The following is a 26,094-nucleotide window of genomic DNA, read 5'->3' as shown; positions in this document are numbered from 1 at the left end:
TAATCCTCTCCAAAATGCTGATTATGCAACCTTCATGCCATTATGGAGGGTTTAACCCGGTAACATTAAAACCGCCATTATTATCCGATAACGCCCGCGAATAGAGCGTCTCGAGGATGCCCGGCTGCTGAAAATGAATTCAGCAACTCAATGGAGCGTAATATTGATATCGTAAGAAATTCTGACATTTGACACTCACTCGGGTCGAATTCCCGCTCAAACAAAAGAACTTACGATGGCACTCTTTTTGCCATCTTCATATTTCCAAAGGAGAAGTTGTAAGCTATTGGTTGTCAAGAAAATATTACGGAAACTATGAATGCATAGCTCGATACCGTCTTCCAGCACAAACAGGGCTCATTCGATATTTAAAAGATACAAACCTGGCAGAATAGTGGTTATCGGAGGAGGAATAACAGGGCTCAGCTCCGCACATCGCCTTCAGGAGCTAGGTCTGAAAAATGATATTAACCCCGAAGTTATTCTGCTTGAAGGAAGCGGAAAACTGGGCGGCGTAATTTCCTCAAAGTCGGCCGGGGGACTTTTAATCGAGGAAGGGCCAGACTCATTTGTCGCTTCAAAACCCTGGGCACTCGATCTATGCAGGCGCATTGGGCTTGAGCAGGATATAATCGGATCGGACGACGAGGCGAGGCGCGTATTCGTGGTAATAGGAAAGAGACTCGTACCTGTTCCCGATGGATTCCTGCTCGCCCCGACAAGACTGATGCCTTTTGTTGCCTCCCCGCTTTTTACATGGCGGGGCAAGCTCCGCATGTCACTCGACACGCTACTCCCAAGAAGAAACTCAGTAGAGGATGAGAGCGTGGCAGACTTCATCACGAGAAGACTCGGCAGGGAGGCACTTAACCGTTTTGTGCAGCCGATGCTGGGAGGGATATACGGCGGGAAGCCGGAAACACTGAGCACTCTGGCTACGATGCCCCACCTCGTTCAAATGGAAGAAAAGTATAGAAGCTTAATACTGGGGATGAGGAAACAACGGATATCGGAAGGGTCCGGAAAGAATACGAACGGCAAACCGGAGCACAGCCGGTTCATATCCCTGAAGAACGGAATGCGAACCTTAACGGAGGAGCTGGCCTCTAAACTGAACCTCGTATCCATACATCTGAACACAGCCGTAACAGGAATAACCAGAATAAATAACGGATGGAAAATAAAAACGGAACATAATGAAATTATTGACTGCGACGGCGTTATAATTGCCACTCCGGCCTGCACCGCAGGCGGCATGGTCGAAGAACTCGACCCCGTTCTGGCCCGGGAGCTATCGGGAATCAAATACTCGTCTCCGGTCGTGATAAACCTCATCTACAACCGCGAGGCCATCGCGCACCCGCTCGACGGACACGGTTTCGTAGTACCGGAAAGCGAGGGGCTTCCCATTATGGCATGCTCTTTCAGCAGTGTGAAGTTCGGAGGACGCGCCCCCCGGGAAAAGGTCATCCTGCGATGCTTTATCAGCGATGCGGCAGATCAGGATATCGGTGGAACGGATGATTCAACAATCGCGGAGGACGCGCACAATTCGTTAAACGAGATCCTCGGTATCAGATCCAGACCGGTATTCGAGCAGATAAGGAGATACGAGCGTTCGATGCCCCAATACGAAGTTGGGCACCTGGAGCGCATATCCCGTATAAATACAGGACTGAGTAAATATCCCGGGCTGATGGTCGCGGGAAACGCATATGAAGGAATGGGCATTCCCGACTGCGTCCGTTCCGGGGAAAAAGCAGCCGGGGAGTTGTTTGATTTCATTCGCAGAGGCAAAGGAGCAGCGTCGTGAAAATCTCAAGCCCGAGCGGGGAGCTTGACGTGCTTTTAGGAGAATATGCAATTGAGGGTGATAATGTCGTCTTCGATGCGGAGGTCGGGGTGTGGAAAATCAAGATATATCTCGATTCAGAGGATTTCAAATTCATATTTTGGTTCTTTTTCCGCATCAAGTTCATTCTGTTTTTCATAAAGCAATTCCTTCCGCACAGATTCAGACACAACGTAAAATAGAATCACCTGATGAAAAAGCCGAAATCAACAAATTCGGGATTAATGAGTCAAATAGAAAGCTGTCGATAAATTATTGCCGTGATTCCTAGATACCCCCTCTGACGAGCACTACGGCAAGGGCAACAACAAGAATTGCCAGTACAAAATTAAGCCGTCCCAGCCAGACGGTTATTAGTCTGTATTTCCTGCTTTCGGGGGACTTGGGCTCCCGCCTTATCAGGGCCATCGCTCTGGGCCCTATCCAGAAATCATGGACTATGCTGATCAGCAAAATAAGTACAACGGCTACCAACTTCTGAAGCAGAACATGCCCGAAAGTACCAACGAAAATCCTGCCGCTTAAGAAATCGGAGAAATCATAACCGCGGAAAGCAAGGTTAATAATTCCCGTCAGCACAAGCAGACAAAGTGATATCCAGCCCACATTACGGAAGCGCTGACCGATCTTTAGAAAAAGCCTTGAGAATATACTTTCGTACTCCGGGTCACGCAATACCGGAATTAGAACGAGTATGAGAAAAAACATCCCGCCTACCCAGATTATTGAGGATATTATATGCAGCCACACCGAGATCAGATAGAGGATTTGCACTGATTCTAACTCTCCGGTTTTTCCAGGTTAAGTATCGAATCCTACACGCCCAACTCATTTTATTCAAAGTTAAGCCTCTATTTTTAATCTTTTTAGTATAATCTATCAAATCTTTCAGGGGCTATTGTAGTGGATATACCAATATGCTTCTATCATTTATTACCACAGAACAATCATCTAATCCACTATATCAAAGAAAGCACCTATTTTATATAATCATATTTAAATCGATCAAATCATATATTTTTGACTACATTGTTGACCATAAGGCGATTTTTTCAATAATGAAAGACCTTATTTCATCAAGGTACTGCTTACACATTTTGACTTTAATATTAAGGGGTTATATATGAAAAAACTCAACTGTTCTTTCTTATTAATTGCGCTCAGCCTAATACCTTTTTTCTTGAATACGGCTTATGCTTCGGAGCAAAACGGCAAGACCGGCGATGCCGAATTCCCCAGTCCGTATGTGAAAAAATATCCATTTAAAAGCCTAGTTATAAATTACAAAGGTAAGACTGAGTACGGCCACCCCGGAATGGAGAAAAAGACGTATCAGGGCTCGGAAACCGTCTATATAGAAGGGGATAGATTCGCGAAGACGGTGAAAATGAGCTTACCGTCGGATGATGGGGAACCCAGGACCGTCGAAAGGCTTCAGATAATAGACCCTGAGTTTGTGTATTTCATCGACCTTGCAGATAAGTCAGGTAAAAAAATAGACAATTCCGCCAAATACGCAAAACCTGAATATGAAAAATTGTCAAAAACGGAAAAAGAAGCTTTTCATAAGAGAATGGACAGAAGAGGCGTTGTTTCGCTGGACCTGTTGGGATTGGGCAAGAAAACAGGGACCGGAGAAATTTTAGGTAGAAAATGTGATATATACGAATATGGGGAAAAACCGACCGAAGAGTCTTTAATGACCTCGATTCAAGCCGGCATCGATCCGCCATATTACAGAAAAACGTGGATATGGAGAGAAGCAAAGATACCACTCAAGATGGTAACGGAGCAGTTCACCTCGGTAAGCGAGCTCATGGCAACGGATATAGAGGTTGATGTTGATATTACCCAAAGCCGGTTTGAAGTTCCGGACGATATAAAGGTCACCTATGATGAAAAGATGTCCGAAGCTTCAAAAGAAGAATCACTCGCGAGGTTCAGGCTTTATAAAACGGGAAAAGCCATGATGTATAAAGTCAAAGTCGAGGAAGAACAGGATCAAGGGACCGACAAGGATAACTCAAAGACGGACGATGGGAATAACAGGAGTAAAGATGAAAAAAACTGACAATTACAGAATTAAATGTGCGGAGGATAATACCGATATCGACCGGTGGTAGGCGCGAAATGAATTCACCGGATTATAAGAAATAGTTCATAATCTGACCTGAAAGATTGCATCGGCAATTACCAAAGGAGGAAGAGATTTATCATGAAGAGAAGAGAGTTTTTGAAGCTTATCAGTTTAGGAGGATCATTCATAGCCGCAGGTGGCGGGAGTTTTATTCTTCATTCCTGCGACAGCACGGGAAGCGGGGGCGGGGGAGGCATGAATTTGGATCCCAGGTCTTCTGAAGGCTTCATAAACCAGCTTCTCGTCCCGGGAGATGAGGGGCTGTACGGTTTGTTCCATCCCGATGCACCGTTTCTTATAACCCCCAAGGGAACCGAGACGGAAATTATTCCCGGCAAACTCGCTTCCGCATTTCTCTACGAGGTAGACACGGGGGATAAAATTTATTATAACCCGATTATTAGACTTAGAACGGGCGACACAGTGGATGCCACTCTCTTTAACGAGTTGGACGAGGAAACCATAATTCACTGGCACGGGCTAGAAGTGGACCATGCCAACGACGGCCATCCGAATTCCGCAATACAGCCCAATACCTCTTACAATTATAATTATCAGGTCATTAACAGAGGGGCTGCATATTGGTATCACCCCCATCCGGACAGGCTCGTAGGCAGACAGGCATATTTCGGACTCGCGAGTTTTTATATAGTCGAGGACGAAAACGACGACGCTCTCAGGGACGCACTCGACCTGGAGCTTGGACAGACCGAAATACCTCTAAGCCTGCAGGACAGGAACATCAACGCGGAGGGGCAGCTGGTCTTCGAAATAAACCCGATGATTCAGACTATCGGCGTGCTCGGAGACAGAATACTCGTAAACAACACCATAAAACCGCTCCTGGAAGTCGATACCAGAATCTACAGATTCAGGTTCCTCAATTCCTCCAATTCGAGGACTTACAGGCTCGCTTTTACAAACGGCTCCGGGGAGCTCCCGTTCCATATAGTAGGGAATGACGGCGGGCTGTTGGACAAGCCGTATGAGGCAACCGAGGTATTCATAGGTATCGCGGAAAGGGTGGACATACTCTTTGACTTCAGAGATCATCAGCAGGGCGACGAAATATACCTGAAGAGCCTTGAGTTCGATCCGATGGACCCCGCTCTCGTCGATATGAACTTCAACCAGCCCTCCACGCTGATGAACGGCGAAGAGTTTTTTATAATGAAATTCAACGTAGCGAACGAAATAGCCTACGACCGAGAGATTCCCGGAACCCTTTCCGATATCATACCTATTGACACTATGGGAGCCGGCGAAAGACTCATTACCCTTTCCAACCCTATTGAAGGTACCTGGTTTATCGACAACTTCAGATTCAATCCCGAAGAAGTGCCTATAACGGTGAATAGAGACACTACGGAGATTTGGACGATTCAGAACGGCCCGCTTGCAATGCCGCATCCAATGCATATACACGCCTTTCAATTCCAGATACTCGAGCGCACAAACAGCCCGCAGCAGATCAGCAGTCTGGCGATCGACACTCAGGGAAGGATGCCGACTGATATGGGATGGAAGGATACGGTACTTGTCTGGCCCGGGGAGTCTGTAAAATACGCTGTCCGGTTTGCGCTCGATTTTCCGGGCGATCAGATCTATCTCCTACATTGCCATAACCTGGAACATGAGGACCAGGGTATGATGATAAATTACGAGGTCGTGTAACCGTGCACCGGGTGAAAATAGTTCCACAAAGTCAATGCAAAGAAGATCCGGCCGTTATATACTATTGTAATATACAGACGCCCGACTTTCGGGTTAGCAACATGAAATCATAATGAAAAAATTCGCAAGGCGCATTCAGTGAAGACTGCAACGAGTTCAGGTATAACAAAATTCTTAACCATACTGCTGCTTTTAATCGGAGTGACATCCTGCGGTGAAAACAGAGCTGAAGCTCCGTCTTCGAGCAGTGACGAACTGCTGCCAGTGGTTCTCGACGGCAAAGTTGGCTTCATTAAATCCTCAGGCGATATCGAAATACTTCCCAGATACGATGTCGCTTCGAACTTCTCCGATGGTCTGGCACGCATACTCGTAGGCACAAAATACGGTTACATAGACAGAGACGGTAAGATGGTTATAGAACCGGTATTTGACGGAGCCACGGATTTTTCGGAAGGTATGGCGCTTGTCGTTCTCAACGGGAAAAGAGGCTACATAAATAAAACAGGGAAGCTGGTTACGAGGAGTGATTTTAACAACACGTGGGGGTTTGCCGAGGGTCTTGCAGTCATAAATATCAACGGTAAATACGGCTTTATCGATAAGAGCGGGAAGATGGTTATCGAACCCAGGTTCGATATTGCCAATAATTTTTCCGAAGGTCTCGCACTCGTGGTCATCGGCGGCAAACGGGGCTTTATTGACAAGAACGGGGATTTTGTAATTGGGCCGGAGTGGTCCGGCGCCTCAAGCTTTTCAGAGGGCCTAGCGCGCGTCGCCACAGACGTTAAACACGGATTTATAAATAAGCGGGGCGGGCTTGTGATAAAACCGGCTTTCGATTACGCCCACGACTTTAATGAAGGTCTCGCAGTTGTAAAAATAAACAAAAAATACGGGTTCATAGACAAGATGGGTAAATTCACTATAAAACCCGAATACGAAAAAGCGTGGAGTTTTTCAGACGGGCTTGCCCGGGTCTCAATTAAAAATAAAGTCGGCTACATAGACAAAATGGGTAAGATGGTTATAAAACCGCGATATGACGGAGCGTCCGATTTTTCCGAGAACCTCGCGTTTGTCTCGATTGATAACAAGGTCGGCTATATCGACAGAAAGGGCAAGATGGTGATCGACCCCACATTTGACGCCGCCTCGAAATTCGAAAACGGGTTTGCGCGTGTTTATAAAGAGCACAGGATGGGTTATATAGACTATAATGGAAACTATATTTGGGATCCCACGGACGCTACCCTGTCAACCGAGTTTTGCACTCCTCCTTTTTAACACCACCCGACGCTGCCCTCAGAGCCGCGCTATCCTTTGGCGCCGGAATTGACGTCATGACAAGCCAGGAATTTATAATCGACAGATGCGACTATGGTTTATAAATTGAATTCAGGAATATAATAAGCTTTACGCTCATTATAACTAACTACTAACCGTTGTTCCGGTATGTTTTATTGATATCTGAAGCTATCATTTCAGGGGAAAGATTCTCGTAAGGATAAATTAATATCAGTTTGCCGCTGTGATCTATCAGATATACCGTCTGTGTGTGGTTCATAAAATAATTAGGTCCGGAATTCCCCGGTTCCGACTTTTCATAGAAAACGGAATAGGAGTCTGCAACCTTTTTAATTTCATCCTGATTTCCCGTCAATCCGATGAAGCTCTTATTGAAGTAAGGTATATATTCCTTGAGTCTTCTTTCTGTGTCTCTGTCAGGATCTATAGTTATGAACAGGACCTGAACCTTTTTTGTGGCATTTTTGAGCTGCTTCGTCACGCTGTTCATGCGCGCCAGGGTTGCGGGGCATATATCGGGGCAGGTCGTATACCCGAATGATAATAAAACATCCTTGCCCTTGAACTGGCTTAAACTAACCTGATTGCCGTCCTGGTCTCTTAGCGTAAAATCCGGAGCGTCCTTGCCGTAGTAGATGCCGTAGTAATCATCATTATTTTTATTAGTTTTATATACCTGGACCGCAGAAAAAGCGATACCCATATACAATATTAATATTATTACAATTACTATTTTTTTATACATAAGAAGTTTGTCGTTCTGTCGCCGACTGCAATATTAATCGTCCAATTACTCAAACGCATACTTATTCACGTCCCGGATCCGTCAAACTTAAGCCGTCCTCATCTACTATAGATTGCACGGCAGACATGAAGCTTCGGCCAAAGCCGCGATCCCCCCATTCCCGATTATGCGGGAATGGGGGGATCGCTTAATACTATCGACTGACCATCCTTCTTCTGATGATCTTAAGGCTCTACCGTTATTGTGCCGGACATCCCTATTCCCCCAGGTCCGCCGTGAAATTCGCAGTAATATGCGATATCTCCCTCTGAATTAAATGTAAACTCATAAACATCACCAGGTTCCATACCTGACGGCAACGGGAATTGGTCATTCGAATTAAATAACGTACCATCGTCGTTTCTACTAGTGTGATTGAGTGATCCATTGTTCGTCCATCTCACTGTATCACCCACATTTATTGTAATGTTCGCCGGTACAAAAACGTTATCTTCCATGCTTACGTCATGTACGGCAGGCACCGGCGCAGGTGTTGGAGCAGGTGTAGGTACAGGTGTTGGCGGTGGCGCCGTAGGCGGCGGTCCGGTCGGTGTAGGCGTTGGAGGCGGGGATGTCGGTGTAGGACCGACCTGATCGTCACGGTACTGTACTTTAAAAACGAATCCCTGCTCCAGCTCCGTGTGGAGTATAGGGTCAATACCGTAATCGACCCACCACGCCCTGCCTTCCCAGCTGCTCGGGTCGTCAATCCTTCCATCCTGCCCTCTGTGGAAGAAGCCGTAGGGGTACGGTACGTAAACCCTGATGAATTCTTCAGTTTCAGGAAGGAAAGCAATTATTGAGTCCGAAGAAGTTCCGGTGCATACGACCGTATTCGCACCGAGATCTAAAACATCGAACTGGTCAACCCAAGTATAATAATGGAAATCGGTACGCTTATCCGGATGCCCTTTATAGGTGACACCCGGTATGTCCCACAGTGTCCAGCCTTCGGGGCATTGATCGCCCGTACCCCAGGTCTGGGCGCATTTTTCGCGCTCGAACTTGGCCACGTGCGAGCTTCCACCCAAGCATACCCAGATGTTCCCTTCGGTATCAGCGTCCAGGCCCCTCGGACCGTGACCGGGAGCGGGAGGACTGTAGGTTTCGAATTTTTCTGTCGCCGGGTCGAATCTGTTTATCCTTCCGGGAAAAGCTGATAATACGGCTGTCCAGATGGTTCCGTCGACAGGATTGGGGATAATTCCGTAGTTGAAGCCCGGCGCGGGTGTATCTCCCTCTCCGTCTCCGTCGGTATCCACGATGATTCTCCACCAATCCTGCGCCTGGGATTCCGTTCCTTCGGGATCGTTCGGATCGAGAAGGTCAGGATAGATAACCCCGAGATTATTCGAGTCTCCGCTAATCCAGAGGTCGCCGTCAAAATCAAACTGGAGATGGTGTGTACCGAAACAGGTATCGATCAGCACGAACTCTTCCGTATTCGTATCGTAATATCCCATTTGCCGGTGTCCGCCTGTAATACCGGGATCTCTCTCGAGACAGAAATCCGGTAGATTCTCCAGGCCCTCCGGACGTATCTGTGTGGTTATCCACACTTTGCCCGTATCGTCCAGCATCGGGTTATGCGGGTTCGCAGCGTTTTGATAAGCGCCCGGATAAGCCGTTGTCCCGTCAGGGGCAGGGCAACCCAGTGTCGCGAATCCAGGCTGGTCGCACCACGGCACGTCAAAACCGTTCCGCGTGGGCACCGGGATCCTCGTTGCTTGATGAGTAACGGGGTCAAGTTTCAAAACATGATCGTTTCCTATATCCACACCCCAAACCGGCTCATTCGGATACAGGAACGGGTTACGCTTATCGGTAGCAACCTCGTCGTGGGCATAAGTAAATAAGTCTCCCCACTCCCACATGGTTAGAACAAAATTCCTCTCTTTTCCTGACGGTCTCGGCGGCGTGGGAGGTACTTCGCCGGCTGCGATCCTTCCGCCCCAGTCTCCGAGAACTTCCGCCCAATTCTCTCTGCCGATTCCGTTTGCTATTGCATTCATGGTACCGGCTTTTTTCCATCCGAAGTCAAATGCAGCCGCATTAGGAAGCCTCGTGTCAGGTGTGCCGAGCTGATGGCAAAGCTGACAGGAAAGCTTTGACTGGCTGATTAGATGGTCCTGACTAAGTATCCCAAGACCCCAGCCGTTGCCTTCGGGTCCCGTACCCGGGAATTCACTTTCGTCCGGCAGCTCTATCAGAGATGCCCAGTAATTAGCCGGGAAAATAGCTGCAGCTTCCTGCGGCGTCGAAGCCGGTATGCCTTCAAGGTTCACTGTGTCCCCGGGTGTAGCCTGTACAGGGTCCGAATCAACAAGTCCATAACCCCGTACCCAAACATCATATACCGCATCCGGGAGATCAGGCAGAACAAAATTGCCGTTGTCGTCAGTTACAACGATTTTAATGAATCTGCCCGGTACTCCGTCATTCGTTGCGACCTCGAAAGATTCAGCAATTACCCAGACACCCGCTTCAGCCGGTCCGTGCTGACGGTCTACGCTATTATCAGCATTGAGTACTGGATCACCTGTGGAAACGTGTCCACAAATATCCCCGCCACCGCACCTTGTCGTTCCCCCGCCACCCCCTCCGTTACATCCCCCATAAATAAATGGAAGCGTAACTACTAAGCAAAACACTACGAATATACTCATAGCCCACTTGCGCATATTCCTTCTACCTCCTCGTAAAGTGAAGTTGTATTGCATGCTCCAGGTTAATTTGTTGATTATCCCCCCCGAACATGAATATATAGTTCGATTCTAAAATATTGGATAAAGGAATACTATCGATGTAACAATGATATTGACGTAGTAATAAACATTACATACACGTAAAACTTGTTATTATATGTTTGTAGAGAATAAACGGATCGCCGGGATTTGGCGCTCAGACCCACCTGCAACTCAGTGTTGAGTTTCAGCTTTATCTACAGGCTAAACCCCTATCGAAGATAGTTCTAAATATACGAATTCGTAAATATTAGAGATCGGATGCAGAATCCCGATCCTAAGTCCTTCAGGATATGTATCTCAGATAGAAGAGACATGAATAAGATGGTTCTGGATTGCATAATGTATCAATTCGGCGTCGGTTTTCATTCCCATCTTTTCAAGAATACGCATTCTGTAAGTCCTTATAGTCTGGACGCTTAAATAAAGCTCCTCCGCGATCTGTTTTACGGATTTTCCTATGGCTATAAGGCAAAGGATCTGGTATTCACGATTGGACAACCTATAGTGTGGGGGCTTTTCATCCTCTGTGTATATGTCGAAAATGAGCTTTTCAGCCAGTGATGGGCTGACATATCTTCCACCATTATATATTTTTGTTACCGCTGTAACCAACTCTTCGGGGATAGTATTTTTTGCTATGAATCCGCAAGCTCCGGCCTTCAATACCCTCATTGCTATTTGATCTTCATCCAATATAGTCAGAACCAGCACCCGCAGGTCGGGCTGCATTTTCTTTAACTGCCTTAAAATCTCGAGCCCGTTCATATCCGGCATGTTGATGTCCAGTATCAAAATATCCCATTTTTTTTTGGAGACACTCTCGAAGACCTCTTTGGCATTCTGCGCTTCGCCAAATTGAGTAAGCTTTAGATTATCAGACAGTATCTCCCGAACACCTAGCCTAACAACAGGGTGATCCTCTGCAATCAGGACTTTCATTTTCATTTACCTTCTACCGGTATTTGTAATTCTATGAGGCGTACCGCTTTGAGGCTTTCGACAATACTGATTACAGCGCCTCCGCTTTTCAGCCAAGAGAACTTAACATCGTTTCTCATCGGACACTTTTTAAACTGTTCCTCCCGTACATATTTTGCTACAGATCCTGAGCACATGATCAAATTATCTGGCCGAGTTTAATAGCTCGTGATCCCACGTTTGAGTTTTACCTCTTTTTAATCTTCATCAGATATCCTTGACACTTGCTATTACTTCGTCCCCGCTATTATTTATCCTCTTGCTAAATATAAGGGCGTAGGTTCAAATTTTCGTTTATTCCAAAACCCTTAACCTAGAAGAAAGGTTTTGATATAACGCAATTTTAAAATATCTGTTTACTGAATAATATCAATGTAACGATAGTATTGGTGTAGTAATAAGTATTAGTAGCTTGTAATACATTTAGTAATAGATTGTATAATAATCAGAAGGCAGCTTAATCTAATTAAGAGGAAGGGCCGTAGTACCTTTTCCTGATTCACAGTGTATTCCAATGTAAGTACGCATTCCATATACATAGTTTGAAAGCAAACACAGTTTGAGCGATTTTTATTTTTTTATAGTATTTGAATCTTTAAAAACTACAGGAGGGAACATAAAAGCCTTATTTCAAACAGAACCTGAATTACTCAAATTGTGTTGAACGGTATAATGGATCAGCTCGGCATTAGTTCTTATATTCATCTTTTCAAGAATACGCATTCTGTAAGTCCTTATAGTATGCTCACTTAGATATAATTCTTCAGCTATTTCCCTTATGGATTTACCCGATCCAATCAGACACAGGACCTGGTATTCACGGTCGGACAGCTTGTAGTGTACAGGTTTTTCGTCCTCGGAGTATATATCAAAGACCAGTTTCTCAGCCAGGGACGGGCTGATATATCTTCTACCGGTATGTATTCTCTTGACTGCGTTCATCAACTCTTCCGGCAGGGTATTTTTTGTCATAAAACCTGATGCGCCGGCTTTTAAAGCCCTGACGGATATCTGGTCTTCGTCCAATATAGTTAGAATCAGCACTGGCAGCTCCGGGTGCACCACTTTGACCTGTCTTAAAACCTCAAGTCCGTTCATATCGGGTAAATTTATATCCAAGATCAGGATATCCCATTTCTTCTCATTTAAGTTTTCGAACACCTCTTTGGCATTCCGGGCTTCACCGAACTGGTTAAGCTCGAGATCGTCAGACAGTATCTGTTTAACACCCCGCCTGACGATAGGGTGATCATCGGCAATCAGGACTTTAATTTTAATTCACCCTCTATCGGTATTTGTACTTTAATACTGGTTCCCCTGCCGGGGGCGCCTTTGATCCTCACATTGCCTCTCAAGGCATGAGCGCGCTCTTTGATCCCCAAAAGACCCAGCGAATCCACATTATAGATAGAACTCTCCGTTATCCCTTTGCCGTTATCTTTTATACAGAGCTTGATGTAGTCTCTCTTTTTTTGCAGGCTTACTGTAACCTTAGTCGCTTGCGCATGACGTAATATATTGGTGAAAGATTCCTGAAATATACGAAAAACCGCCTTGGAAACTTTCGGGTCCGGCGGAGACCCGCAGATAGAAGAACTGAATTTAATATCGATATCCGTGCGTTTAAGCCAGGTGGATTCGAGCTCCGTAATCTTAGACCTCTTTTTGAGTATATTCTTGAGGGTGTGCCCCGGGGAATCAGCGAGAAACTCACTACGCATCCGGTACTTTGAAGCCATCTCATCGAACGAGTGGAAGCCAAGCATTTGTATAAGAGTGGAATTAGCCATAAATATTTTCCCGTCATGAGATTTGCAGTAAATACCCGTTGGTACATTCTCATACAGCTCCCGGTACCTCTTCTCGCTTTCCTTTAACGCTTCAGCCATCCAAGCGTTATCAATGGCGGATTCGATTTGCCTCGTCACTATATTGAAAAATGCGAGTTCCCGGTGATCAAATGCATTATCCCGAGACGAAGTAATATTTAATGTTCCGATTATGTGTTTTTTATGACGCAGCGGCAGGCCTAAATAAGACTTAACAGATGTAGCGGAGTCGATAAAATCGATTCTATACTCGCTACCCGAACTCACTTTATTATCGATGATAGGCTTACCTTCGTTCAATATTTTCGATGTAACTCCACTCACATCGAGGGTGAATATGTTTATTAAATTCGTATCGGTATGATTATTGCTGTGTGAATTCAATACAGCCTTACCGCCATTAGCCATATATATCGCGACGCAGTCGGCACCTGGAACATTTTTATTAATAGATCCCACAGCATTCTGCAAAACGCTTTTGAGATTGATAGACCGGTGCACATTCATTGTCACGGCGGAGATTATCTTTTCCCGCTTGTTTGTTTTTCGGAGCTGCTCATAAACTTGAGCCTTGGATATTGCAAGAGACAGTTGGTCAGAGATAGAGGAAAAGAGACTTACTTCGCTGTGGTCAAATTTACGGTATCGATGAGTAGTAAAGTAGATGACACCTATCACTTTACCGTCGACGGTAAGAGGAGCGCCCAATACACCGATATTTCCAAGGTCCTTTCCCGCGGGGCCAATCTCGTTACTTTTCTGTATATCTTCCACATTGAGCAGTTTGCCGCTATCAAGAATTTTCCAAGTAATACCAACACCTTTGGGTATTCTCGATACTTTCTTAATATAGCTCTCGGGCACATTTCTATACGTTTCGAGGACTGCTTCTTTCCTAACTTCATCCACGAGATAAATAAACGCCATGTTCACGTTCTTAAGCGACATTATCGTATCAAGTGCAATCCTGTAAACTTCTTTCAAATCGATCGACTGGTGAACGGCTTTCGTGACCGTATAGAGAGCCTTGAGATCATTGAGCCGCTGATTCAGATATTCATCAAGCCTCCCAAGCTCCTCGTTCTGTTTCTTGACTTCATTTTGCAGCTCCAGGCTGCTTTCTGAAACGCTTTTGAAGTTCACCATAAGCCTGGTCTCGCCCGTAGAAGCTTTAAACGGCTTCATATGGCAATCCCTCAAAAGCCATTGCCTCGTTTTGGATCTGAATCTAAAAAGACAGTACGCGGAAGAAAAATTTTTGATCGAATTTTCAAAGATGGATTTGATAATAAAAAGATCATTTGGGTATATAAAATCAAATAAATCCCTGCCCATAAGGTCAGAAGGTTTATAAGATAGAATATTCTCGGAGTTAGGAGTGATACATAAGAAATGGAAACGCGAGTTTAGCTCGCAAACCACGTCGTTAGTAATATCCATTAGACTAAAGTACTTATCTTTATAATCATTAGATTTATTTTGGTGGGATTTGTATTGAGATATTTCCTGAAGGGTGGCCGCAAAAGCTACAGGCTCCCCTTTTTCATTTTTAAGACACACTGAGTTGAGCAATAAGCGGGCACGGGAGCCGTCTTTACGGAAAAGCTCCTTTTCGTATTCCACAGTCTGATCCCGGTTTAAAATTAGATCTACAACCTCTTCATCAACTTTATGAAATTCTGAAGGAGTGATATCCTGGTATCGTGTATGGAATAAATCATTCTTTGAATATCCGGTCATTTTGAGCAACGCTTCATTAGCATCAATGAAAATCCCGTTCAAGTCCGCAAAGCCTACACCGATACCGGAAGTTTGATATATCTTATTGAAAAATCCTTTTGTTAGCTCATCCATTTATGTTTTAAAAAAATTATGCCCTAGTTTCGCTAAAACCAATTAATGTATAAAAATAATAAATCGAGATTTTTCATTCAACTATTATTACGCTAATTGTTTTATAATAATTATAACCGATGGTAATTGCTTAAGTTATCGATTAATCCATGAGTGGCCTATATAATCAGTTTGAACGGGATTAAACTTCCAACCCTGTAGTGAGGGATATTGAGAGTGGCTACAATATGATGCGCGGTTCGTTTTTTCACTTAAAAAAACTCGCAAGGTCTTCAACATCGACTAACGGCTTTTACTGCATGAAGTCCTGTATCACCTTCTCGCGATGTTATCTCAAATTTTGTTTTCCGGTTAACCACCTCTTACATATGGATTAAATTACTTATAAGATTTTACGGAATTTTGTTCAAAATTCAATTCTTATTACGGTGAAGTTTCATTAGAAACTGACATGATACCAATGAATTATGCCAGGATCTACAACTAATCAGCCTCATCAGATGGTATTGGACCTCCATGCCTATGGACCAGTAGTACGTCAACGTAGAATCCTGTAACTTTTTTGGTATCATTGAGATTTTTTGCAATAAGCGGTTTCTATTTATTCCAAATAATCTATCGATTCCGTATCGTGGGAATAATCGTGGTTGGTTCTTGGAAAATTCTTATAAAATGGTTCCCAAACGATTTTAAAACAGATGTAACTTAGTAATTTTATTGAATAAAAGTGCGCGCCCGGAGGGATTCGAACCCCCGACCTACGGATTAGAAGTCCGATTTAAGCTAAAATCGTAAGCTGCTGATTACATTGAAAATTAGGGTAAGTTATTAAATTTACAGGGTAAATATTAAATGCAGAGAGTTACATCTAGTTCATGGAATACTGATAATTTCGTATGATTCTTTGAGTATTCTTTGATAACTGAGAGGGGCCTTTCGGCCCCGTTTCCTGTATGGTTTAAAAGTTCTCATTGACTCGTTTTCTTTGTAATGTAAATAGATCTACACCCTAATTTCAAATGTTTGTTCTCCTTAATTCTTTATAGCCAGGCATATTCAGCTCCTGGTGCTTTGCAGAACCCTTCCTAGGCCCTATTTTTACAGTTTCAATCCTCAAAGAATTACCCAGCACAATTAGGCTGCTGATAATCATAGCTATAGCTGCGATAACAGGCTGCAGCAACCCCAGCACCGCAATACAGATTCCTATGACGTTATAAAAAAAGGCCCAAAAAAGATTCTGTTTAATGATACCGTGTGTTTTTTTGGCTAGGTTAATAATCCATGGAACGTTTGTTAAATCATCATTCATCAGACTGATATCAGCAGATTCACGAGTAATGTCGGAGCCGCAGCCTAAAACAATACCTACATCTGCTGCGTTTAAGGCAGGTGCATCATTGATGCCGTCTCCAACCATGGCAACAGTAAATCCTCTGTTTTTAAAGTCCTGAACAATCTCCACTTTTTCCTGAGGATATAATTCACTTTTGGAATCGATGTTAAGTTTATTGGACAGCGCACTTGCCGTGTATTTATTATCTCCAGTCAGTATGACCGTATCTATACCCTCGTTTTTAAATTCTTTAATCACTTCTTCGGTTTCTTCCCTCGGTACTTCTCTAAATCCCAACACTGCTTCTACATTCCTGTTCACAGCGAAAAGCATAACGGTCATTCCCAGTGATTCATATTCTTCTTTAATATTCAATAATGAATTACCAATATTCAGTTTAAAGGACTGCATAAATCTGTAACTACCGGCATAGATGCATTTACCGTTTGCAATCCCCTTTATACCCATTCCAGGAATTGCCTCCATTTTAGTAACCGGCGAGAAGCTGATGTTCTTTTCCGAAGCGTAAGCCAAGATACTTTTCCCAAGAGGATGGTTGTATTCAGATTCTAGGGAAGCTGACATGGAAATAACATCGGATTCGGTGATATTAAAATCCGGATCTACGAAGATCGTACCAAGCTTGAGTTCCCTCTTGGTTAATGTCCCCGTTTTATCGAAGAAGACGGTGTTGACGTGCGAGAGCCTCTCCATCAGGCTTCCTGATCTTACCAGTATTCCTGCACTGGCAGCCCTGCTCAAAGCTGTCCATATTGCCATTGGAGTCGCAATCCCAAGCGCGCAAGGACATGAAATAACTAAGACGGACAGGGAATTCATTAGTGCAGTACTGGTACCCGACCTAAATATCCAGAAAGTAAAGGTTAGTACGGAAATAACAATGATGAGAGGAACGAAAACAGATGCAACCTTGTCTGCAATTCGCTCAATCGGAGCCCTGGATTTTCTCGCTTCCTCAAGAAGCTTAACTAGTCTTGATATCGTTTTGTTATTTCCAACTTCCAGAGCTTTCATAATTATCGAGCCATCAACGTTTATCGTCCCGGAATACAGCTCGCTCCCTATCTCCTTTAACACAGGGACAGATTCTCCTGTGAGGCTGGATTCGTCCACACTGCTTTGTCCCTCCACGACTTCTCCATCCACGGGCACACTTTCACCGGGCAGGATTTTGACCAAATCATATTTTTCTATCGAATCGCTATCTACCCTTTGTTCAATGCCATTCTTAAGAACTATCGCGGTTTTTGGTGTGAGGTTCAGGAACCCTTTAATAGCATTTGTGCTTGATGCTTTGGCATTTGCTTCCAAATACCTCCCTAATGTAAGTAGAACGAGGAGCATCGTAACTGTGTCGAAATAGACCTGACCTTGTCCGGAAAATACAGAATAGGTTGAAATAAGATATGCGGATATGCTTCCTATGATTATGAGAGAATCTATGTTAAACCTGAATTTGTGGATTGATGATAATGAACTATTCAGAATTGGCAATCCCAGTAGAATTAACACCGGTGCTGCCAATACGAACTTTATATAGTTAAAAATTATTTCTACATTGCCTTCAAAGTTATAAATGTAATCTGCAAAACTGAGCATTAAGACATTCATCGCAAAAAAGATACTCAGGCCCAGTCTGACCAGTAGCCATGCCGATTCCCCTTCGTCTCCCGACTCTCCCGTAATTTGGTTAGCCAGTACGCAACCGTAACAACAAAATGTATGATTGTGGCTGTTAATTCTATACTTATTGAGGGGTAATCCACAGTAATAACAGTTGTCAGACAGGTTTGACATTTTCGATCAGGTTCAGAGAAACCCACAAATATTCTGAATTCTTTCCCCGAAACCAAAGGGAATCATTGCACGTGCAATAGTTATAATACCGAACATAGTCATCAAGAATCCCGGAATCAGACGGCTGAGATTGAATTTAATCACTGGTGATACCTTTTGATAAACAACTGCTATAAGAAACATGGCGGGGATTGTTCCTAGCCCCAGGAAAAGCATCATAAGTCCGCCTTTCACCGGAGTATACTGAGAGAGACTGACCAGTAGAAAACCATAAATTAGCGGGCAGGGCAAAAATCCGTTGACCATACCCAGCAGAAACGGGGCAAGTCTTCCTTTTCGTTTTAGAAAGGACGACATCATTCTCCTTATTACTTCGTAGATCGGCGTAAATCCGGGAATATGTCTTTCTTTAAATAGCCCTGTTATCTGAAGACCAATGAAAATAATGATCAGGCCCGTGACTACGGAAACCGTTGTCTGAATGCTGAATACGGGCTTCATTTCCTTAATCATGAATCCGAGGAATCCTGCCATCGCTCCCAGGAAAAAGTAAGTGAAAATTCTGCCAGAGTTATATAAAAGCTGGCGCAGGGTTTTTTCGAATCTATCCGAATCCTTAATATTCGAAACCAATACCGGGAAGCCACCACACATACCTATGCAGTGAAATGAACCTAGAATTCCCGATATAAAGGCAAGTCCGTATTCGATCATCACTATTTAAAGTATTTCCTCTAAATTGTTAGAATCAATATTGCTCGTTATTACCTCTTTAGTTCGCCCGCAGTCCAATTAGTAGTCCTATCCGAAGTTCGATTACGTACATTTTGAACAGTCTCCGGACTAATTTCAGAGGCTGAGTTTCCCCAACTGGATCTTGCGTATGTCAAGACCGCGGCAATTTCCTCATCGGAAAGCTGACCTCCCCAGGCAGGCATAACCCCATTAAATGTGTTTCCCGCTACATTAATTGCACCCTGAAGACCATGAAGAACGATTTTTATCGGGGTTTCGGCATCCCCTAAAAGCCATTCCGAGTCTACAAGCGGTGGGAATGCTCCGGGTACACCTTGACCATTACTTTGATGACAAGCCGTGCAAACACGATTATAAACTTCTGCACCATCTGGGAGCTCTTTTTCGATTTCTGCTGTAGATACTACGGCTTTTTGCTTGGTTTTTTCAACTTTACTTAAAAGATGAACTTCGGGCCCGAACACGCCGCCGTAACGGCCTAAATAAAACCCAGCCCAAAAAATCAAACATATGAATATTACCCACATCCACCATGGGGGTCTTTCCAGTCCTTCTCTCGGCTCAGGAGTTTCACGTAAAGCCTGTCTGTGTAGATCATATATGTCGGTTTGTTCGTCTTCCGATTTGTATGGTTGCTGGATATCCTTATCACTCATTTTAATTACTCTTTGCCATCCACAGGATATGTATGATTAAGTCCGATGAGATAAGCAGTGAGATCCAGAGCATCCTGTGTGGCTATAATGACTTTTCCTTCAGGCACATACTCTTGAGAAACGGGAACAACGCGGTCCCCTCTGGCAGCCAGCACTTCGTCCGAATAGTGGATTTCTTCTCTAAATAACCACGGATAAGGAGGCATAATTGATCCGGGAGAAGTCGCTCTTGGGTTATAAAGGTGAATCAGATGCCAATCCTCGCTTGGTTGTCTTGCCCCTATATTGAATAGATCGGGACCTGTTCGCATTGTGCCTAATAGTTGAGGTCTGTCATAAAAATAATCACCAGGGACTGACGGCCTTCCCCAGTTTCTCTTTTGATCTGCTCCGTAACCAACCGGCCTTGTCTGCTGGCTGTGACAATAAATACACCCTTCTCTTATATATACACTTCTTCCGCGTAGCTGCTGTTCTGTATAGGGCTTAAGACCATCAGGCGGATTTACTTCACTGATCTGAACTCCCGGTATGAGAGTCAAACCTACCCATGCAATGAGAAGTGTTGCCAGCACACCCATGAAGAATAGCGGTACCTTTATATACATCATTCTGATGTGACCTCTGCCGTCGTTTCGCTCCAGGGAGGCATAATCCTGTAGACGCCTTTTCTAAAAAGCATCAGGGAAAAAAGGTAAATAAATACCAGTTGTCCCAAGAGCATAAGGGAGCCTCCTATTGATCGAGCGAATAAATAGGGTTTAGTTAATTCCACTGAATCCATGAAGGGGCGAGACGCGTCGTTCATATACAAACCCTGAATAAATCCCCCCAGATTCATAGAAATTACGTATAGAATTATTCCTGCGGCTACAAGCCAGAAGTGGACTTTTATTAGAGATGGATTCGGCCATTCCCATCTAATTATTCTCGGCATAATGTAATATATCGAACCGAACAGGATCATTGTAACGAACGCGTATAAGCCCAGGTGAGCGTGTCCTATCGTATAATGCGTAAAATGGGTTATTTCACTCTGAGTGCGTATTGCTTCGAGCGAGCCCTGAAAACTGACTGCCGTGTAGCTTACAGCTCCGAATACGACAAACCTGAGGGTCGGGCTATATTTGAGTTTACTGAAATGCCCCACCATCGTTAAATGGTGATTAATGGCAACAGCAATTACAGGTATAAACATAAGTACGCTTGCTATGATTGATACGCTTATTAGCCAGGTAGGCAACGGTCCGCCGACCAGATGATGAATTCCATTCCAGTTATAAAACAGAGCGAAAGTCCAAAAACCTATGAGAGACAGGTAGTAACTGTGGATAGGGCGCCCTATAACCTTCGGAATAAAGTAATAAGCAGCTGCCAGTCCCGCCGGTGTAAACCAAACCGTTAGTACGTTATGAGCGTACCACCAGTTTGAAGCGGCTTGAGTAACTCCTTTATAGATAGGTAAATATGCTAGAAAATATAGTAGAGGGAACCAGAGTGCGGACGCCAGTATATACCATAATGAAATGTATATGTGTTCTACGTTTCGCTTGCGAAATGTCTGTAAAATTGAGAGAGAAAAACAAATTGCAGCAACTGTAATCATGTACGCGGTTGCTTTTGGAAACTCCAGCCATTCCTGCCCCATGCTGTTTCCTATTAGAATCTCTATCGTTCCGTAAAGGACCGCGATATTCCAGATAATGGCAGATATATATAAAAGATTTTTCCATCTGATCTCGGTCCTGCATAGCCTTGCAGTAAGCCAAACATAAACTCCGCCAAGAGCCAACGAAGCCCAGCCGTATATTACAGTGTTAAGATGAGCCGGTCTTATTCTTCCGAATGTCAGAGAGGGAATCGTGCCCAACCAGTCAGGGAAATTAAACTTCAGGGCCGCAACAAGCCCGAAAATTGAACCTATAAAAAGCCAAACAACCGCTGTCGAAAAAAGGAGTAATACAGGCCCTGCTGTTGAATCATCGCTTTCTATTCGAGATGAAAGTTCCGGTTGCATATTTAATTACTCTTGTGTCCAATGTCTTTGCTTTCTGAATTTTTGAAAACTTCATCCGTCATAAGACCGGTCGGTTCTTCTTCATCAAAGATCACAAAAGCAGCAGCATTTAGATTCCTGAATTGTCCTTTCCTGACAGCCCAAATAAAGGCAGCCATGGCAACAGCAGCCCCGGCAAAGAGAATCAATAACAATAAATAGGCCGCGAATGGTATAGTCATGTTTTTCTCTTCGAAACATTTTGTCCGTCGACAACTTTACGGAAGATAGCATTATGTAGCAGTAAATATTTTTCCATCAATTAATTACCATATTACCAGCACCAACTAGATTTAAGAAGTTTTTTAATATACGACCACCACTGCGAATTGACGTCTTGCCATATCGGTTATGGCCAATACGTCAGATTTCCGTTAAACTATCGTGCGGTCCAGGTTTCATCTATTGGCAAGGCTGCTCCCGATAAATTTTTTGCCAAATCGCTCGTCAGATAAACCGCCAATTCTGCTACTTCCTCGGGCTCGAGCATTCTTTTCATCGGGGCCTCTGCAAGAATCACTTTTTCCAATACTTCTTCTCTTGGTATGCCGTGCGATTTCGCCTGATCGTCAATCTGCTTCTCCACTAGAGGAGTCCTAACAAAAGTTGGACATATGGCGTTTGCCGTGATACCATGACCAGCTGTCTCGATGGCGGTAACCTTAGTTAATCCTATAAGCCCGTGCTTTGCGGTAACGTACGCCGATTTATATTCCACTCCAATAAGCCCGTGAATCGAAGACATGTTTATTATCCTACCGCTCTTCTGTTTTATCATATAAGGAAGCGTATACTTCGTAAAGTAAAATGTTCCACTTAACATTACATTAATCAGGAGATTCCACTTTTCTTCGGGAAATTCAACAATTGGTGATACGAACTGAAGCCCCGCATTGTTCACCAAGACATCGACTGTACCGAACTTGTTCACTGCTAGATCGACCGCATTCTTACATTGATCGCTCTTAGAAACATCGGTTTTAACAAATAAGGCCTCTGCTCCTTTCCCAATAAGACTTTTTTCAGATTTATTTCCGTTTTCATTATCCAAATCGACAATTACAATTTTTCCCCCTTCTTCAGCAAATCTCTCGCAGATCGAGAGCCCAATACCGCTTCCGCCGCCCGTAACCAGGCAAACTTTATCTTTTAGTTTCATATTCTTCTCCTTTTTGATTTAATCAGTCACTAAGATAATCATAGACAACTTCCCCGTAAGGCAGTGTTAAGTCGGTTAGTACATGATAGCCCTCTATGATAGAAATAACCGGAAATTTATATATAGGTGCCAATGCGCATGGTCTTATATCGAGCGCGGCTGGTCCCTTCCAAGCCCACTTAATATCGATATCTTCCATCTTATATCTTATTAGCTGTGAGATGGCAACAGAACCGTCTACTGATGGAATGACTTTCAGATTGTAATTGTAAGCTCCTAGGCCTTCTTTAACTTTCTCCGAATCCATCTGTTCGTATTTATAAGCCATTGTGGCCGTGGCGACCCTTACTCCGCTGTAATCAAGAGTTCCGACAACCTGATCACGCACGACCCTTAGATTGGGCTCACCCCATTTTTTAGGAAAGCCCCAGATTTCTCTTCCAGCAGCTATAGGTGGGTGATCATTTAAAAACATATTAACAATAAATGTCGCGTCATCGCCGTTATACTTCACAGGCACCGTAATTCCAGATTCAGTGTAACTACCAAACCCCGATGAATCCGGCATATGAATAACCTCAAAACTCGCTACAGATTCTGAAACCTCAAGCGGCTCGGGGACTACAGCCCTTATGGCTTTAATGTCCGTCTCGAATTTCACTATGAGGAACTCCCTGTCTGCGAAATGGTAAGGGCCTTTCGGATATGAGGCGCCTTCAACAGGTATTGTGTATTGCTTTTTCACATCTTCGGTTCTCATTAATACCTCCTCTTAGAATGTACCAATTTTATTATTTGCTGTTTTAGACTTTTTGAATAACTTTTTAGCTGTTGAGTAGCCCTTTCCCATATTTATCAATACAGATCTCCGGGAAAAATCGTAATCTTTTGAAGGGGGTTCGGATTTCTCATCTTCCCGCTCAAACCTTGTTATTGAGATGGGGCCTGTTTTATTCATCGTTTCTATATATAAAGGTCTCGATTTTATTTTTTCTTGCTGTTCATTAGTAAGGAGACCTGTTAATTCCTTTATCAATTTTTTGTATTCGTCTATTTTTTCCGTAAGCCGGATTTCTTTTCTGATTTTTTCCGAATAAAATATCTCGTCTTTCCTGGACATAACATCCACAATATTCTCCGGCAAATTGCTCTTTTTCTTATACAAGTTGACCAGGTATATCTTTTTCCCCGAGAGTCCGAATTTCTCCATATATGCATATAGAGGAGAATTGCTAACAATTCCTCCATCCCAGTAGTGATTCCCGTTGATCGTAGTCCAGGGCAGTCCCGGTGGCAGGCTCCCGCTTGCAATGATATGGTCAGGCGTTATATCTTCTAAATAACTGTCAAAAGTTTCAAATTCAGCCGTTTCGACATTTACTGCACTTACCAACAATCTTACCGGGCTCATTCTCAGATTATCAAAATCGACATACTTTCTAAGCAGTTTTTTTGCGGGTTCGGGATCGTAAAAACTAGTCCATTTAAACGGCAGATCAGCAGGAAGAAATGGCAGGTTTAACCATCTTGGCTTGAAAAACTTAGGAGAACCGAATATTAACGAATACATAGATGATACCATCCTCCTCATATGCTCTTCTGGAAAATATGGAGTATTGAATGAAATCTCTTTCCAGAACGCTTCAAGCTTAGTTGTTGCATTTTTCGGATTTCCAGCAATTATCGCGGCATTAAAGGCACCTATGGATATGCCCGATACTACGTCGGGGTATATCCCCTCCTCCTCCATTGCTTTTACAACACCGCATTCAAATGCCCCCAAAGCACCCCCGCCTTGTAAAAGCAGTACATTTTGAAGTGGTATTTGGCTTAAATCGAATGATCCGTCCTTCAGTCTTTTTCTGTAGTTAGTTAGATCCACCTTATTTTCTATCAGTGAACCTAAAATTTTTTGTTCGGAATTCGTTCGGCCAAGTATAAAGGAAGCTTTTAATACGTTATCTTTTAAGTATAGAATGGAAAATGATTTATCTTTAACAGAACCTCTCATTATTCTTTCATTAACCTGATTTGTGCATCCTATAAAATTAAAAGATAAGTCGAATACGTCAGAGAAAAAATAAGAGACCTGACGAAACTGTGTCCGTTCACCCGCCATATTTTTAGCTGCGATTCTGCCCTGCTTTATTGCGTTGTCCCAGTGTTCTATTCTTCTATAATGTTCGAAAACAGTATCATATGAATTTGCGACATCACCGGCTGCATATATCCCGGGTATGTTTGTTTCCATAAATTCATTGACGAGAACACCGTTTTCGATTTCAATCCCGCTTTGGTCAAGAAAATCTATGTTGGGCGTGACTCCGATGCCGATGGCCAGCATATCACAGTTAATCTTATGTCCGCCGCTTGTCTCGACACTTTTTACTTTTGTTCTTCCGTTAATCTTAGTAATCGTATCCTCAAATATAAATTCCACGCCGTGTTCTGAGTAGTACTCGTTAAAAAATTTAGACACCTCAGGTGAATCTAGTTTACTGAAAGGTAATTTTTCAGTTGTAATAACCGTTGTTTTTATGCCGGATTTTGTAAAAGCAGATGCCAGCTCCATGCCAATAAAACTAGACCCCATTATTACAGCCTTTTTGGATGACTTCATAGACGCTTTGATACCTATCGCATCATCTATGGTTCTCATATAATGGACGCCCTTTAATCCGGCTCCATTTATATTCAACTTTTTAATTCTGGCCCCGGTTGCTAAAAGTAGTTTGCCGAATTTGAATTCACCGGCTTTATCGGTCTTAACAATCTTATTGGCAGCATCCAAATACAACGCTCTTGTGTTTAGCACAAGGTCGATATCGTTCTTCTTGTAAAAGTCTTCTTTGCTTATATAGAGCTTTTCAATTCCGATATCTTCTAATAGGAAGCTTTTAGTAAGAGGCGGTCTGTGATAGGGTATGTAATTTTCCGATGAAATTATGGATATTTTGCCGTTTACACCCATTTTTCTCAACGTCTCGGCGGCCGAGGCGCTTGCAAGACCTCCGCCGACGAGTAAAAAATCTATGAGTTCTTTCATAATTCGAAGCCTAAATATCTATAGTTTATTGTTTGCATGAATAATAATTTAGGCTCTAGATTAGAATAGCCTTAAAATTATCATTTGTTTTTATACAAATCACT

The 26,094-nt window shown here is 43.5% G+C and carries 20 protein-coding genes; 5 read left to right on the top strand and 15 right to left on the bottom strand.

All coding sequences use genetic code 11. The annotated features are described in order from the left end of the window. Window positions 1-319 precede the first annotated feature (319 nt). Window positions 320-1,813: a protoporphyrinogen oxidase gene (hemG, locus tag RIG61_04445; protein ID MEQ9618405.1), complete on the top strand. Its 1,494-nt coding sequence runs from the start codon at window positions 320-322 to the stop codon at window positions 1,811-1,813. Further along, entirely contained in the window at window positions 1,810-2,034 is a 225-nt protein-coding gene (locus RIG61_04440) for a hypothetical protein (protein MEQ9618404.1), read from the top strand. Before hemG ends, RIG61_04440 begins: the two co-directional genes overlap by 4 nt. Before the next feature lie 85 nt (window positions 2,035-2,119). On the opposite strand, the gene RIG61_04435 is transcribed toward RIG61_04440, so the two are convergent. Continuing rightward, a complete protein-coding gene (locus tag RIG61_04435; GenBank protein ID MEQ9618403.1) occupies window positions 2,120-2,626 on the bottom strand; it encodes a CopD family protein in 507 nt (168 codons plus the stop codon). 349 nt (window positions 2,627-2,975) lie between these two features. Here RIG61_04435 and RIG61_04430 point away from each other — a divergent pair, with 349 nt between their 5' ends. The 3 genes from RIG61_04430 (at window position 2,976) to RIG61_04420 (ending at window position 6,950) form a co-directional block, all read left to right on the top strand. Next, complete coding sequence (locus tag RIG61_04430; GenBank protein MEQ9618402.1) at window positions 2,976-3,923, top strand: hypothetical protein; 948 nt, start codon at window positions 2,976-2,978, stop codon at window positions 3,921-3,923. Between the two features lie 144 nt (window positions 3,924-4,067). Continuing rightward, a complete protein-coding gene (locus RIG61_04425; GenBank protein ID MEQ9618401.1) occupies window positions 4,068-5,663 on the top strand; it encodes a multicopper oxidase family protein in 1,596 nt (531 codons plus the stop codon). 138 nt (window positions 5,664-5,801) lie between these two features. Continuing rightward, window positions 5,802-6,950, top strand: coding sequence for a WG repeat-containing protein (locus RIG61_04420; GenBank protein ID MEQ9618400.1), 1,149 nt, complete (start codon window positions 5,802-5,804; stop codon window positions 6,948-6,950). A 151-nt stretch (window positions 6,951-7,101) separates the two neighbouring features. Here RIG61_04420 and RIG61_04415 read toward each other — a convergent pair whose 3' ends face one another. The 14 genes from RIG61_04415 to RIG61_04350 all read right to left on the bottom strand — a co-directional run bounded on the left by RIG61_04415 (window position 7,102) and on the right by RIG61_04350 (window position 25,990). Then, complete coding sequence (locus RIG61_04415; protein ID MEQ9618399.1) at window positions 7,102-7,716, bottom strand: SCO family protein; 615 nt, start codon at window positions 7,714-7,716, stop codon at window positions 7,102-7,104. A gap of 224 nt (window positions 7,717-7,940) precedes the next feature. Continuing rightward, window positions 7,941-10,421: a plastocyanin/azurin family copper-binding protein gene (locus RIG61_04410; protein ID MEQ9618398.1), complete on the bottom strand. Its 2,481-nt coding sequence runs from the start codon at window positions 10,419-10,421 to the stop codon at window positions 7,941-7,943. Window positions 10,422-10,799: 378 nt separating this feature from the next. Then, window positions 10,800-11,447 carry a response regulator transcription factor gene (locus RIG61_04405; GenBank protein MEQ9618397.1) on the bottom strand — a complete coding sequence of 216 codons (648 nt, stop codon included), beginning with the start codon at window positions 11,445-11,447 and terminating at the stop codon, window positions 10,800-10,802. Between the two features lie 663 nt (window positions 11,448-12,110). Then, complete coding sequence (locus tag RIG61_04400) at window positions 12,111-12,695, bottom strand: response regulator transcription factor (protein ID MEQ9618396.1); 585 nt, start codon at window positions 12,693-12,695, stop codon at window positions 12,111-12,113. Window positions 12,696-12,739: 44 nt separating this feature from the next. Next, complete coding sequence (locus tag RIG61_04395) at window positions 12,740-14,749, bottom strand: GAF domain-containing protein (GenBank protein ID MEQ9618395.1); 2,010 nt, start codon at window positions 14,747-14,749, stop codon at window positions 12,740-12,742. A 1,429-nt stretch (window positions 14,750-16,178) separates the two neighbouring features. After that, window positions 16,179-18,131 carry a heavy metal translocating P-type ATPase gene (locus RIG61_04390; GenBank protein MEQ9618394.1) on the bottom strand — a complete coding sequence of 651 codons (1,953 nt, stop codon included), beginning with the start codon at window positions 18,129-18,131 and terminating at the stop codon, window positions 16,179-16,181. A gap of 198 nt (window positions 18,132-18,329) precedes the next feature. Next, complete coding sequence (locus RIG61_04385) at window positions 18,330-19,031, bottom strand: sulfite exporter TauE/SafE family protein (protein ID MEQ9618393.1); 702 nt, start codon at window positions 19,029-19,031, stop codon at window positions 18,330-18,332. Between the two features lie 50 nt (window positions 19,032-19,081). Further along, window positions 19,082-19,729 carry a c-type cytochrome gene (locus tag RIG61_04380; protein ID MEQ9618392.1) on the bottom strand — a complete coding sequence of 216 codons (648 nt, stop codon included), beginning with the start codon at window positions 19,727-19,729 and terminating at the stop codon, window positions 19,082-19,084. 5 nt (window positions 19,730-19,734) lie between these two features. Then, entirely contained in the window at window positions 19,735-20,337 is a 603-nt protein-coding gene (locus tag RIG61_04375; GenBank protein ID MEQ9618391.1) for a cbb3-type cytochrome c oxidase subunit II, read from the bottom strand. Further along, a complete protein-coding gene (locus RIG61_04370) occupies window positions 20,337-21,746 on the bottom strand; it encodes a cbb3-type cytochrome c oxidase subunit I (protein ID MEQ9618390.1) in 1,410 nt (469 codons plus the stop codon). Before RIG61_04370 ends, RIG61_04375 begins: the two co-directional genes overlap by 1 nt. 2 nt (window positions 21,747-21,748) lie before the next feature. Continuing rightward, window positions 21,749-21,967 (bottom strand): cbb3-type cytochrome oxidase assembly protein CcoS, encoded by a 219-nt coding sequence (gene ccoS / locus RIG61_04365; protein MEQ9618389.1) that lies wholly within the window; start codon window positions 21,965-21,967, stop codon window positions 21,749-21,751. A 197-nt stretch (window positions 21,968-22,164) separates the two neighbouring features. Beyond that, window positions 22,165-22,944 carry a 3-hydroxybutyrate dehydrogenase gene (locus RIG61_04360; GenBank protein ID MEQ9618388.1) on the bottom strand — a complete coding sequence of 260 codons (780 nt, stop codon included), beginning with the start codon at window positions 22,942-22,944 and terminating at the stop codon, window positions 22,165-22,167. Window positions 22,945-22,966: 22 nt separating this feature from the next. Beyond that, entirely contained in the window at window positions 22,967-23,704 is a 738-nt protein-coding gene (locus RIG61_04355) for an acetoacetate decarboxylase (protein MEQ9618387.1), read from the bottom strand. A 12-nt stretch (window positions 23,705-23,716) separates the two neighbouring features. After that, window positions 23,717-25,990, bottom strand: coding sequence for an FAD-dependent oxidoreductase (locus tag RIG61_04350; protein ID MEQ9618386.1), 2,274 nt, complete (start codon window positions 25,988-25,990; stop codon window positions 23,717-23,719). Window positions 25,991-26,094: the final 104 nt, after the last annotated feature.

The sequence above is a fragment of the Deltaproteobacteria bacterium genome, assembly GCA_040223695.1.
Classification (GTDB): Bacteria; Desulfobacterota_D; UBA1144; order Nemesobacterales; family UBA2774; genus JAVKFU01.
This window is presented reverse-complemented; position numbering and strand designations above follow the sequence as displayed.